The sequence below is a fragment of the Methanobacterium sp. SMA-27 genome (assembly GCF_000744455.1).
GTDB lineage: Archaea > Methanobacteriota > Methanobacteria > Methanobacteriales > Methanobacteriaceae > Methanobacterium_B.
Genome location: NZ_JQLY01000001.1, coordinates 206,517 through 218,598 on the forward strand (window position 1 = coordinate 206,517; position 12,082 = coordinate 218,598).

The 12,082-nt window shown below is 34.1% G+C and carries 14 protein-coding genes; 3 read left to right on the forward strand and 11 right to left on the reverse strand.

Going from position 1 to position 12,082, the window contains the following annotated elements; all coding sequences use genetic code 11:
• Positions 1–6 precede the first annotated feature (6 nt).
• From DL91_RS01065 to DL91_RS01095, 7 genes are all read right to left on the reverse strand, one after another.
• Positions 7–1,233, reverse strand: coding sequence for a 2,3-bisphosphoglycerate-independent phosphoglycerate mutase (locus DL91_RS01065; protein WP_048189862.1), 1,227 nt, complete (start codon positions 1,231–1,233; stop codon positions 7–9).
• Positions 1,234–1,241: 8 nt separating this feature from the next.
• Positions 1,242–1,910, reverse strand: coding sequence for a TIGR00297 family protein (locus DL91_RS01070; protein ID WP_048189863.1), 669 nt, complete (start codon positions 1,908–1,910; stop codon positions 1,242–1,244).
• A gap of 15 nt (positions 1,911–1,925) precedes the next feature.
• Positions 1,926–2,510 (reverse strand): 30S ribosomal protein S3ae, encoded by a 585-nt coding sequence (locus tag DL91_RS01075; RefSeq protein WP_048189864.1) that lies wholly within the window; start codon positions 2,508–2,510, stop codon positions 1,926–1,928.
• Between the two features lie 309 nt (positions 2,511–2,819).
• Positions 2,820–3,272, reverse strand: a complete 453-nt coding sequence (locus tag DL91_RS01080; protein ID WP_048189865.1) for a flavodoxin family protein — start codon at positions 3,270–3,272, stop codon at positions 2,820–2,822.
• Positions 3,273–3,371: 99 nt separating this feature from the next.
• The gene (locus DL91_RS01085; RefSeq protein ID WP_048189866.1) at positions 3,372–3,707 is read right to left on the reverse strand and encodes a NifB/NifX family molybdenum-iron cluster-binding protein; all 336 of its coding nucleotides are present in this window, start codon (positions 3,705–3,707) and stop codon (positions 3,372–3,374) included.
• 1 nt (position 3,708) lies between these two features.
• Complete coding sequence (locus tag DL91_RS01090; protein WP_048189867.1) at positions 3,709–4,467, reverse strand: class I SAM-dependent methyltransferase; 759 nt, start codon at positions 4,465–4,467, stop codon at positions 3,709–3,711.
• 48 nt (positions 4,468–4,515) lie between these two features.
• The gene (locus tag DL91_RS01095) at positions 4,516–5,082 is read right to left on the reverse strand and encodes a flavodoxin family protein (protein WP_048189868.1); all 567 of its coding nucleotides are present in this window, start codon (positions 5,080–5,082) and stop codon (positions 4,516–4,518) included.
• A 253-nt stretch (positions 5,083–5,335) separates the two neighbouring features.
• Here DL91_RS01095 and DL91_RS01100 point away from each other — a divergent pair, with 253 nt between their 5' ends.
• The gene (locus DL91_RS01100) at positions 5,336–6,055 is read left to right on the forward strand and encodes a CPBP family intramembrane glutamic endopeptidase (RefSeq protein WP_048189869.1); all 720 of its coding nucleotides are present in this window, start codon (positions 5,336–5,338) and stop codon (positions 6,053–6,055) included.
• Positions 6,056–6,240: 185 nt separating this feature from the next.
• On the opposite strand, the gene DL91_RS01105 is transcribed toward DL91_RS01100, so the two are convergent.
• The 4 genes from DL91_RS01105 to DL91_RS13765 form a co-directional block, all read right to left on the reverse strand.
• Positions 6,241–7,440 (reverse strand): L-serine ammonia-lyase, encoded by a 1,200-nt coding sequence (locus DL91_RS01105; RefSeq protein WP_048192284.1) that lies wholly within the window; start codon positions 7,438–7,440, stop codon positions 6,241–6,243.
• A 290-nt stretch (positions 7,441–7,730) separates the two neighbouring features.
• Positions 7,731–8,432 carry a DUF116 domain-containing protein gene (locus DL91_RS01110; RefSeq protein WP_048189870.1) on the reverse strand — a complete coding sequence of 234 codons (702 nt, stop codon included), beginning with the start codon at positions 8,430–8,432 and terminating at the stop codon, positions 7,731–7,733.
• Between the two features lie 99 nt (positions 8,433–8,531).
• Positions 8,532–9,014: a hypothetical protein gene (locus DL91_RS01115; protein ID WP_048189871.1), complete on the reverse strand. Its 483-nt coding sequence runs from the start codon at positions 9,012–9,014 to the stop codon at positions 8,532–8,534.
• Positions 8,981–9,136, reverse strand: coding sequence for a hypothetical protein (locus tag DL91_RS13765; protein WP_197050575.1), 156 nt, complete (start codon positions 9,134–9,136; stop codon positions 8,981–8,983). The genes DL91_RS01115 and DL91_RS13765 overlap by 34 nt, the downstream gene beginning before the upstream one ends.
• A gap of 183 nt (positions 9,137–9,319) precedes the next feature.
• Here DL91_RS13765 and DL91_RS01120 point away from each other — a divergent pair, with 183 nt between their 5' ends.
• Both DL91_RS01120 and DL91_RS01125 read left to right on the forward strand, forming a co-directional pair.
• Positions 9,320–11,428: a VWA domain-containing protein gene (locus tag DL91_RS01120; RefSeq protein ID WP_231551477.1), complete on the forward strand. Its 2,109-nt coding sequence runs from the start codon at positions 9,320–9,322 to the stop codon at positions 11,426–11,428.
• Between the two features lie 52 nt (positions 11,429–11,480).
• Positions 11,481–12,044, forward strand: a complete 564-nt coding sequence (locus DL91_RS01125; RefSeq protein WP_048192285.1) for a flavin reductase family protein — start codon at positions 11,481–11,483, stop codon at positions 12,042–12,044.
• Positions 12,045–12,082: the final 38 nt, after the last annotated feature.

Consider the following 12,082-nt stretch of genomic DNA (forward strand, 5'->3'; position numbering starts at 1 on the left):
ACTCCTTTATGCTCCAAATTTAGTTGATCTGTTCATGAGATCCATGAGTATATCCATTATATTGTTTCCTCTGATCCTGCACAAACCACCCTTTGATGTGCTTCGTTCGTTGAATTTTGTTACATCATCGACCCTTACTTCTGGTCCGGTAATTACTATGGGAACTGGATCTCCAGTATGGTCCATTATGGATATTGGTGTTGAATGGTCAGCAGTTAAAATAAAATAAACATCTTCTATTTTCATTAGCTCTCCAATAACTACATCAACCTTTTCAAGGAATTTAACTTTTTCTTCCATTTCACCGTCATGTCCAGCTTCATCTGCTCCATCTACATTTATGAGCATGAAATCATAATCCTTTGATGCAGTTTCTATTATGCCATTTTTAATGTTTTCAAGGTTGGTGTCAATTCCACCTGTTGCACCGGGAATATCAATGAGCTGCATACCCGCGATTGATGCTATTCCCTTAATAAGTCCTGTTTCAGCTATACAAACAGGATTTAGGCCGTATTTTTCTCCAAAAGGTTCTACTTTAGGGACTGCTCCAGCCCCTCTGGGGATGATTATATTAGCAGGATTTTCACCAGATTCGATTCTTTTAATATTTATGGGATGGTCTTTAAGTAATTCATAAGATTTTGCAACGACTTTATTCAGTATATCTGCAGTCTTCTTTGCTTCTTCAGTATCATCAAGAGCAACAACCTTTTTAGGATTTTTCCCTTCGTGTTTAGGGTCAGCATCTGAAACTTGATCAGATAAACCTTTGCCCCTTAGTACTAAAACAGCTCTATGTCCTGTTGATTCTTTGAATATTACTTGAACATCTTCTTCAAGTTCCATCCCGTTAATTGTCTGGGCTATCTCTTGTGTTCCATCTCTAATTCTTCCAGCCCGTCTGTCGGTGATAATTCCTTTATCATCTACTGTTGAGAAGTTGCATCTGAATGCTATGTCTCCGGGGAGTACATCCACCCCTACTCCTGCAGCTTCAAATGGACCTCGTCCTGTATAAACCTCATAGGGATTATAACCTAGAATGGATATATGGGACGTATCACTTCCGGCCCTTATACCAGGTCTTATTGGATCCATAATTCCGCATATTCCATTTTCTGCCATTTTATCCATATTTGGTGTTAATGCAGCTTCGAGGGGTGTTTTGTATCCAAGTTCTTTAATGGGACGATCTCCCATTCCATCTATGATCATTATGATTCCTTTCATTTTATCACCTAAACCATGATGATGCCTAATGCGGCTCCAGTTATGGTGGCTATAAGATTAACATATTCGTTGGAGATATAATGCCTTCGCTCAAGCGTAGCACCAAGTATACTGTCAACAAAGCATCCTACTGTACCTGCAATTATGGCTATTTTCAATGTTACATAGGGATCTGGAAATATTCCTAGTAGATATGCTGCCACTCCTATGATGCCTGCACCAATAATTCCTGCAACTGTACCTACAACTGAAATTCCGCCGTCTGTTCCTGGAGGGACTTTCTTAAGGGTTGTAATTAGTCTTGGTTGTTGTGTTATACCAACTTCACTTGCAAGAGTGTCTGCTGTTGCAGTGGCAATTGACCCTATAAATCCACCATAGTTTCCAAAGGCAGCCATTACAAATGGCACTATTCCATTAGAAATAACATTTTTAAGGGATCTTGTTCCCTCGTAAATACCTATGTCCTTTTTGTATTGGTGTTTGTAATTGGTAGAAATAAGTCCAAGAATCAGGAAAATGAATATTAGTATGAGCCAGTTTGCACCGGCTGTAAAAATAATTATAATACCCATGATAATCATGAAAATGGATCCAAATAGATCAAGAGCTTTTCTCAAATAGGTAATAAGCGCTATGACTATTAGTAGGACCACATATTCCAGAGGATTAAACATTTATCTCCCGCATCATTATTTATCTTCAATTACGCGAGTTTTAATGGTTTCAACACGTTTTAGAGGGTAGATCTTTTTGGACTCATGGTATATGTGAGATGCCATTTTACCACCTAAAATATCTTCAATGAGCTCTTGGAAATTTTTGTCCTTAGCTGCATTTTGAACCATTTTTTCCATTGTTTCTCGTATGAACTTCTGCTGGGAAGATTTAGCCCTTTTGATTGTGATTGCAAGTACATGGATTTTGAGTTTCACACCGTCTTTTGATGTAATATTGACTATTGCATCAATACGGCTTGTTCCTCTTCTTATCATACTTCTAACATAATCTGTTGTTACTTGATGTCCAACAAAATTTGTGTTTGCTGTGTCTCCAGCAACACCGTTTATCTCGAAGAAAAGTTTTATGTACTGTTTGCTGAAGTCTCCTGTTAGTTCACGAAGTGATGATTCAACCCTTCTTTTTACCAGAAGTTCAGGGTCCCTTGCAGGGGTTGTACCTATCTCTTGATCTCCAAAATCCTTAGGAGTCATTATTTTGTACCATTGTTTTTCTTTCCAAGTATCTCTTACTCTTCTACGTCTTGCTTTAGCCATATTATCACTTTACCTGTAAAAAATTTATAAATAAAAATCTCATGTTCTTGATATAATGTTAAAAATCATAACAAAGTACTCTAGATTAGAATCATTTATTATAACTCTCATTCATGCTTTATAAATATTGTTGAGGATCCATTACCCGATCATGTAACAAATTTAAAAACAGTATTAGGATTTATATTCTACACCGAGGTTATAATGAATTTGACTTCATCTTATATAGTTTTTATCATATCTTAAAAAAAATCCTTAGAATTATTTATATTTTTGTTTAAAAAAATAAATGGTTAATTTAGTTGTATATCACTCTTCATTCATCAATCCTTTAATAAAAACTTCTGCTGCATTAAGATCATCAGTATTGGGCCTTCCTTTATTTATACCACCTATCAATTTTAACGGGCCCCAAGCATCAAATGCTTTACATGAAAATTCACCTATAACTTTAAAGCCATGCAATGAAACTTTTCCTGCAAGTGCACTTGTATAATCTGGATTTCCCTTACCGCTGGTTGTGAATACAAAAGCTTTTCTACTTTTTACAGGAGGCAATTCATCTATGAATTCTAATAATTCTTTATTTGGTTTTCCATAGTATATTCCAGAACCAAAGCCAATTAAATCATAATCCAAGATATTGTATCCGTCTACTTCATCATATTTCATGATATCTGCATCAATGGCAGCTGCCATGGTTTTTGCAATTTTCTCAGTATTTCCTCGGTGTACTGAGTTATATGTTATTAATACTTTCATTTTAGACACCTAAATTTATTTGATATAATTTTAATAAGCTGATTTGTAATCTATTTTTAGTTTAAATGATAATTTATTGACCATCATTTAAGAATAAAATTAAAAGTTTAATGGCTTCTTCAAGAACTTTTCATGTTTAATGAATCTGCTTAAAACCTCTTCAACAGGCCCTTCATCTTCAACAATTTTTTTACCAGCACTCTTCAGACCAGGTTTTGCTGTCATACCTATTTGCAAGCATATAACCACATCACAGTCGTCAACAACTTTTAAAGATTTTCCCCACTGATGTTTCTCTCCAGGCATCTTTTTAGATTCTCTCCTATCTAGAAATTCAGTTTCTTCACCATCAAATTCATATATAAGGAATTTCTGGGCCCTTCCAAAGTGTTCTGTAAACTTTTCATCGTCTGAAACTGCAACTGCTATTCTCATACTATTTCTCCACTTGTTTAGAATTTTTAACTCCAACAAAAATGGGTCTCTGACCTTCTCCACTTTCCCATTTTTTCTCTTTGAAATCAGCGTATATAAATGTTTTAAAACCTATTTTTTCCATCAGATCAGAAACATCATTTATTTTAAAAACACCTAATTCATGTTCATCAATATCAAAATCAAATTTACCATCATCTTTCACAAGGAAAACGAAGTTTGCATTGAAAATTCCATTTTTGAGCTGAGATTGACACATCCTTGCAATTTTAAGTTTGTCTTCAACAACAGTGTCAAGGCTGACAAGGCCTTCAATCCAGTTTTCTGTGTTGAAACTAAGATCATAGATTAAAATTCCACCATCTTTCATATGATTATAAAAATTTGTTAATGTAATATCCAGTTCTTTTAGATCCCTATTGTAATGTATAGCCGAGAATATACATATAATAACATCGAATTTTTTGCCAATGTTCAGATCCTTCATATTTCCAATGATAAAATCTGCTTCAGGAACCTTATCTTGTGCTATTTTAATCATATCCTCGTTTATATCCACACCAGTAACTTTAAAACTATTTTTTAAAATTTTTGCATGTGATCCTGTTCCACAAGCTACATCCATAATTTCAAATCCTGAACTTGTTTTATGTTTATTCACAGCCCAGTTAATGAATTCAGATTCTCCAGCATAGTCTACATTTTTATATATCTTGTCGTAGTACAATGCGAATTTTTTATAAAGTTGACCTTCTGCCATATTAAAAAAACCCAATTTTTTTCATGCTAATATAATTTTGATTACATTTTAAGCTATTTTGATTATGAGATTCGCAACATTTTCCCCGAATCTTCTTATGGTTTGCATTCCCTCTTCGACTTGGATAGCTTCTCCTTTTTCTCTTCCAAATACTATATTCCAATATGTTGAACCTGGAATGATCATGTCGTTTATCAAATAAAACATCAGAAGCTCTTGTATTGTGGCTGTTTGTCCTCCGCGCCTGGCAACTGCAATTGGTCCTCCAACCTTCCAAGAGAGGAATCTATCGGTATTCATTGAAACATATCCAATTCTTTGAAGTGTTGACATTAAGTCTCCTCGGGCCGTTCCGAAGTATACTGGAGTACCAACTATGAAACCCTTTGATTCCCTTATTTTTTCGATGATTTCGTTTAGACCATCGTCTATATGGCATCTATGGAGTTTAGCACATGCCCCACATGCCTTGCATGACTCAATATTTTTCCCTCTTAAATAAATTGTTTCAGTTGTCAAACCATGGTTCTCTATAATTTCGGCACATTCTGACAATACTTCTGAGGTATTTCCATTTTTACGTGGACTTGCGCATATAAAAAGAACATTTTCCATTCAATTACCCTCCCTAGCGATAATTCCTTTATAATTTTTGATAAAATTTTTCTTGAATAATATAGTTTAATCAACAAAATAAATAAAGTTAAGTTCATTGTATTCTTTAATAAATTTTAGCCACACAACTAACTGAAAAAAGGTTTTATTTATTAGTTAAACTAACTCAGAAAATGGTTTTAAATTATATTATGATAATTACCATGATAATTACCAATAATATATTATTCAATATTTAAAGAGGGGCAATAGATTGAAATTTTTACACTCTGATAAACATTTCAAACCATTTTTGTTTCATATACTTAAAATTCTCCTTGCATTACTAATTATACAGATATTAAGGGCAGTATGCATACTGGGACTTTGGTATGCTTTAAAACCTGGAGAAAATCTAGCACTTTTCCAAGTGCTTAATGGAATTTCTTTCATAATTGTTGGAGTTTTACTGTTACTATGGTTTAGGCCATCACTAAAGGAATTAAGTCTGGACTGGGATGATATAAGTTTAAGAACAAGAATCATGTATATTTTGGGAGGTTTAATTTTAGTTACGCTTATTTTACTCCCAATTTTACTGGGATTTGAGCTTGATGTAATTGTAATGGGCTTTGTTTTTGGAATAATAGTACCTGCGTTTGAAGAACTACTTTTCAGAGGTTACATATGGAATAAAATTGAGGGTTACAACTATATTAATTCAGATCCAAATTCATTGTTCGTTCGCAGGAGAGGACTAATAACCTTGATAACTGTTACATTACTTTTCGGGATATGGCACCTTGGATATGTTGATGTTTTCTTGATAAACCCTAGGATTAGCCATGAAAACTTTTCTTTAATTACAATGCTTACAGCAAAAGTAGGATTGGGCTTATTTTTAGGTATGATATTGGGATATGTTAAACTTAAAACTGGAAAAGTTTATGCTTCGTTTCTTCTACATGGATTCTGGAATACATTTGCACCTTAAAGAGAATTAGTAAAATAAGAATATCATTATCTTAATAAATGCATTCTATTAATCTATTAATTGATTAAATAATATATTTTATGTCTTTATTATATCAACAAATAATATTGGCCAAATATTGATATTTCCAATCTGGGAAATAATTTATTTAGAGATGAAATTTAAAACACTTTTTTCTTTGATTCCTATCTCTTCTTGTAACATACTGCGAGTCCGCCTTCTGATGTTTCCCTGTAATGTCTTTTCAAGTCTCTTCCAGTTTGTGCCATTGTTTCTACAACTTCATCGAATGATACCATATGCCTTCCATCAGAGAGTAGTGCAAATGAAGCACAGTCCATGGCACTTACAGCTGCAATTGCATTTCTTTCAATACATGGAATTTGAACCAATCCCATAATTGGATCGCAGGTAAGCCCTAGATGATGTTCCATTCCCATTTCAGCAGCATATTCGATCTGATGGGGGGTTCCTCCCATAAGTTGAGCAGCAGCTCCTGCAGCCATTGCACATGCAGTACCTATTTCACCTTGACATCCCACTTCTGCTCCAGATATTGAAGCATGACTTTTAACAATATTCCCAATCATACCTGCTGTTGCAATAGCTCTTAGTAATTTTTCATTGCTTACATCATAATAATCTTGAATAAAAAATAGCACAGCAGGAAGCACTCCCGCAGATCCGCATGTAGGTGCGGTTACAATTAGATTTCCACTTGCATTTTCTTCTGCAACTGCAAGTGCATATGAAAAAAGAGTTCCAGTTTCTTTAAGGAATTTATGGGTTTGCATAGCTTTTATGTAATATTGGGATGCCGTTCTTCTTAGATTAAGGCCTCCGGGAAGTACGCCTTCCTTTTCAATACCACGTTCTATTGATTTTTTCATTACTTCAAGAATTTCACCCATGAAATTCCAAATTTCTTCCCCTTCATAATCTTCAACATAGTTCCATAAAGATTTACCATCATTTTCACACATTTTAAGTAGTTCTGTCATTGTAGTTAAGGGATATACATTATTAGAGGTATTTTCATGGTATATCTCCCTCAGAGCTCCTCCTCCTACACTGTAAACTGTCCATTTTTTTAAAATTTTTCCATTTTCATTGTATGCTTCAAATATCATACCATTAGGATGTAATGGGAGTTCTTTTTCTTTTTTCCATACAATTTCACATGATACTGGATTGAAAATAGTTTTTATCACATGATCGGTTAGATGGCCCTTTCCAGTTGCTGCGAGACTTCCATAAAGAATAACCCTGTATTTGTAAGCATCACATGTTTTTTCTTTAAATATTATTGCTGCATTAGATGGACCTATAGTATGGCTGCTTGAGGGACCAAGACCTATTCTGTAGAGTTCTTTTAGAGATTTCATGTTTAATCCTTGTATAATTTTTATTAAATTTCTCCATCTTGTCCCCTTCCCATTTTTTTGAAGAAAATTTTTATTACTTTGTTTAAATATTTGATGATAATTAGCTTTCATTTAATAATAGGTTTTCCTTTTTCCATTTTTTGGTTATTAAGAATGCATTATTAATAACAACTTTGTTAAAAAAAGTTTGCAGGAATAAAATGGACAAAATATTGGTCTTATAAAAAAAGGAGTAATAGAACGATATTAAAAAAGTTGATGTGAATTTATAAAAATTAAGGATGGTTTAATTACAATGTTTTAGGGGAATATGATTCATGGTTACATGAGTTGATTCCATGTCCATTTTCGCTTTCCTGAATCTCTCCCATCTTCTCGAGAACTGCTCGTGGGTCAACCTTTGTATTGATACATCCGTCCTTTAGAAGAGGAACACCTTGGCATGAAAATTTAGAGAGTTTCATCATGGCCAGATTCAGATCTTGATAGCATGCAACTCCAAGAACTGCTTTAAAATTGTTTTTCTCAAGTATCTTTTTCAAGAAGGTAGATCCTGGTATTATAAATACTTTGAATCCTTTATCTTCTGCTTTATTTTTGAGAACCCCTATAACACATCTATTACAATCTTTACAGACAAGTCCAGAGGCTTCTAATTTAGCTTCACAGTCTGCATGTCTTAGGCAATGTGGAAGAACCAGTATTTTATCTTGTGATTCTATTTTTTTGAAGAACTTTTCATTAACTTTATTCCTTACCTCAACCCCTATCTGATCAACTATCTTGGCATCCACTCCAACATTTTCAGAGAACTTTTTAAAGAGTCCGTAGAACATATCAATAGTAAAGAGTAAAAGCCTTGGAAAAACCAGTTTATCCTCTTTAATTAAAAGCCTTCCAAGGATGAGTGTCACAGAAAGCAGTGTAAGCATTGTTAAAACTAGAACAAAGACTATTTGACCGAATATCTGATAAAATTCATAAAACGCCATACTATGAGTTTAGTTTATACTACTATATTAAGGTACTTACAGAAAAATTAAAGAGCAAATAATAAGCCATTAGAGGAATTTTAACAGAATAAAAGAGGGCTATTGATCTAACTTTTCAATTCTAAAATCATTGATAACCCCATCTATTTCAACACCATCTTGCACTGCATTTATATCTAAACCAGAGAGGTCTTGACATGCACATAGAATGTCCTGTTCGGGGTGGGTTCCAGCCTGTATATTACAGTCTAATCGTATATGATCTCCACATGCAACAACCATTTTAAGCCTTTTTGAAGTGGGATGGTTTTCAGGGAGCACTATTATAGGGGATGAGAATTCTTTTAAGAGGAATATCATAGATTTTATTCCTTTTTCTGCAATATTACCCGTACTGAATGTGGATACTGCTATTAGATCATCTTTCTCAAGAAAAACAACGATCTCTTCCTTTTCAGGGGTTCCTATAAATATTTGCATGTCACGGCCAGTTTTTGCAAGGCCAATTTCTCCAGATCTTCCAATTAAAAACAATATTTCATCATGGCTTAATCCAATTCTTTGACGTTCTCGGACTGACATGAAGGACATACAACTCTTTTTCCTATGCCTTTAAATTCATTTCCACAATCCAAACATCTATAACGTTTGGTTTTTAGTTTTTTCATTTTAATGTCGGCCATTGGGCCTCCAACTGTGCACATATGATCACCAAATTGAAGTATGTTTTGTGGGTTATTTATTATTTGTTATTGAAGTTTAGTTTAGTTTGAGCTAGTTGATAAAACGTTTGTAACTACAATGTATTTATTCTCTAAATTCCATATAAACAATCGAATAGGATTATTAAAAAAATTAAATCAGGAAATACACACTTCTAATAAATGGTGAGACTATTGAAAAACCTTATTTTTCCATTTTCAGCAATTGTAGGTCAGGAAGACGTTAAAAAATCTCTTATATTGAATGCCATCAACCCGAGTATTGGTGGGGTTCTAATAAAAGGGGACAAAGGAACAGGTAAAACAACTGCAGTACGTGCATTGGCAGATCTTCTGCCACCACTTAAAGTTGTTAAAGGCTGTCCATTTAATTGCGACCCTGATGATCAAGATTCACTATGCGATTCATGCAAATCCGAAGATTTTGAGGTAGAAACTAAGAGTATGAAGGTTGTTGAACTACCCTTGGGATCAACTGAAGACAGAGTTGTTGGATCAATTAACATAGAAAAAGCTTTAAAAGAAGGATTAAAAGCATTGGAGCCCGGGATACTGGCAGATGCAAACAGGAACATACTTTACGTTGATGAAATTAACTTACTCGACGATAATCTTGTTGATGTATTGTTAGATGCAGCAGCATATGGAGTTAATATTGTTGAAAGGGAAGGAATTTCTTTTGTACATCCTTCCAACTTCATGCTTGTAGGTACAATGAACCCTGCAGAAGGCGAACTAAGACCCCAACTTTCAGACCGTATAGGTTTACACATATCTGTACACAGCATTATGGATTTGGAGGAAAGGGTTAAAATAATGGAAAGGCGTGAAGAATTTGAGCGTGATCCAACAGCATTCAAAGCTAAGTTCAAGGATCAACAAGATAAAATCCTAGAAAATATTGTAACTGCACGGAAAATACTCAAAAAAGTAAATGTTTCAAGGGATTTGATGGAAGTTATAGCCTACTTATGCATGGAGATGGGTGTTGATGGTCATAGGGCAGACATTGCAATTTTAAAAGCTTCAAAAACAATCGCTGCCTATAATTTCTTGGAAGAAGTTAACCTTGATCATGTTGAAGAAGCAGCACTATTGGTACTCGGGGAAAGATTCAACATAACATCTCAGAATAGGAATAAAATCAATCAGATGGTACAGAAAGCTCAGGAAGATATTTCTAAGAGAAAAGAGGAAAATCAAAAGGGCAACACTCAAGATCAAGGACAGAATCAAGGAGAAAAAGATCAGCAGGATAATGGATCTAAACAGGAAAATTCTCAAGAACAACAAGAAAATAACAATAATGAAAAACAGGAAGATTCAAATGGAAATGAAAAGTTTGAACAGCCAAATTCCAATGTAAATGATACAGGGCAAGGATCTCAAGATAATGAAAATTCTGATAATACAGAACAGGATAAAAAATTCAAACCAATTGGAAATGAAAATGATATAACTGTTAGTGAAGAGGGGGTTGATATAAAAAAACTGCTTAAAATCAAGGGTAAAAAAAAGAGGAAACTCTACGGTAAAAGAGTAGACTCAACAACGCAAAAGGGTAAATACGTAAAAAGTAGATTATCTAAAGATTTAAAAAATGATATTGCGGTTGATGCAACCTTGAGAGCTGCTGCAATAAGCTCTGAAGGAAGTATAAAAGTTAAAAGTGAACATATTCGGCATAAAGTAAGAAAACATGGTGCAAAAGCTTCAATTGCCATAGTTGTCGATATCAGTGGGTCAATGTTCTCTGATAAAAAATCTGAAAGAGTTAAAGATATTTTGATTAATGTTATTGAAGATGCAGGTAGACAAGGGGACAAAATAAGCGTTGTCGGATTTAAAGGCAGAGAAGCCATGGTTATAATTCCAACGACCAAGAGAGCAACCTCATTTAGGGAACAGATTGATAATATTAAGATTGGCGGTACAACGCCTCTTGCTTCTGGAATGAAAAAGGGATTTGAAATACTTAAAAAGGAAAGATTCAGGAATGAATACGTTCCCATGATGTTAATACTTACAGATGGTATGCCAAACGTTGCTATAGATGAGAATCCAACTAAAGATGCTCTGAAAATTGCAGGAGAACTCAAGGATAATGAAATACACACACTTATAGTGAATTTTGAACAGACAGCTAAACATGGAAGGGATATGAATATGGAACTAGCAATAGCTTCAAGTGGCAGATATTATGATCTTGAGGAACTTAAAAGTCCAGGTTGTGCAGTATCAATGATATTAAATAATGAAAGAACTGATCTGTAAGATTCGCGAACAATTGGGAAGTCCAAAAGATTTTTGTAACGAGGAAATATATATGTCAAAAATAAATATTGGTAGGAATGTTTTTACACTGACAATGCCTGTAACTTTGCTTGGAAGTAAAGTTGAGGGTAAAGTTAATTTTATGACTTTAGCTTGGGTAACACGTGTTAATTCAAATCCCCCACTCTTTGGAGTTGCAATTAATAAAGTTCACCATAGTTCTAAAGGTATAATGGAAAATAAAACCTTCAGCATAAATTTCCCCTCTGAAGACCTTCTCATTGAAACAGATTACTGTGGACTGGTTTCAGGAAGAAAAACAGATAAATCAGATATCTTCAATGTTTTTTATGGGGAGTTGGAAACAGCTCCGATGATAAAGGAGTGTGCGGTGTCTATAGAGTGTAAGCTTTTTGATGTTGTTGAACTTCCAACCAACAATCTATTCATTGGAGAAGCTGTGGCAGCATATTCTGAAGAACAATATTTAACAGATAATAAGTTGGATATTAAAAAAATAAATCCATTAATCTTAACCATGCCAGACAATAACTATTGGAAAGTTGGGGATCATGCAGGAAATGCTTGGAATGCTGGAAAGAATTTTAAGCAATGATCGATTGCAATGATTTTTATAGTGGAAAGTATAAGGTA

Excerpts from the sequence above, each read along its gene's own strand:
- DL91_RS01065 (WP_048189862.1), bottom strand. The coding sequence starts at position 1,233 with ATGAAAGGAATCATAATGATCATAGATGGAATGGGAGATCGTCCCATT.
- DL91_RS01070 (WP_048189863.1), bottom strand. The coding sequence starts at position 1,910 with ATGTTTAATCCTCTGGAATATGTGGTCCTACTAATAGTCATAGCGCTT.
- DL91_RS01075 (WP_048189864.1), bottom strand. The coding sequence starts at position 2,510 with ATGGCTAAAGCAAGACGTAGAAGAGTAAGAGATACTTGGAAAGAAAAA.
- DL91_RS01080 (WP_048189865.1), bottom strand. The coding sequence starts at position 3,272 with ATGAAAGTATTAATAACATATAACTCAGTACACCGAGGAAATACTGAG.
- DL91_RS01085 (WP_048189866.1), bottom strand. The coding sequence starts at position 3,707 with ATGAGAATAGCAGTTGCAGTTTCAGACGATGAAAAGTTTACAGAACAC.
- DL91_RS01090 (WP_048189867.1), bottom strand. The coding sequence starts at position 4,467 with ATGGCAGAAGGTCAACTTTATAAAAAATTCGCATTGTACTACGACAAG.
- DL91_RS01095 (WP_048189868.1), bottom strand. The coding sequence starts at position 5,082 with ATGGAAAATGTTCTTTTTATATGCGCAAGTCCACGTAAAAATGGAAAT.
- DL91_RS01105 (WP_048192284.1), bottom strand. The coding sequence starts at position 7,440 with ATGAAATCTCTAAAAGAACTCTACAGAATAGGTCTTGGTCCCTCAAGC.
- DL91_RS01110 (WP_048189870.1), bottom strand. The coding sequence starts at position 8,432 with ATGGCGTTTTATGAATTTTATCAGATATTCGGTCAAATAGTCTTTGTT.
- DL91_RS01115 (WP_048189871.1), bottom strand. The coding sequence starts at position 9,014 with ATGTCAGTCCGAGAACGTCAAAGAATTGGATTAAGCCATGATGAAATA.
- DL91_RS13765 (WP_197050575.1), bottom strand. The coding sequence starts at position 9,136 with ATGTGCACAGTTGGAGGCCCAATGGCCGACATTAAAATGAAAAAACTA.
- DL91_RS01125 (WP_048192285.1), top strand. The coding sequence starts at position 11,481 with ATGTCAAAAATAAATATTGGTAGGAATGTTTTTACACTGACAATGCCT.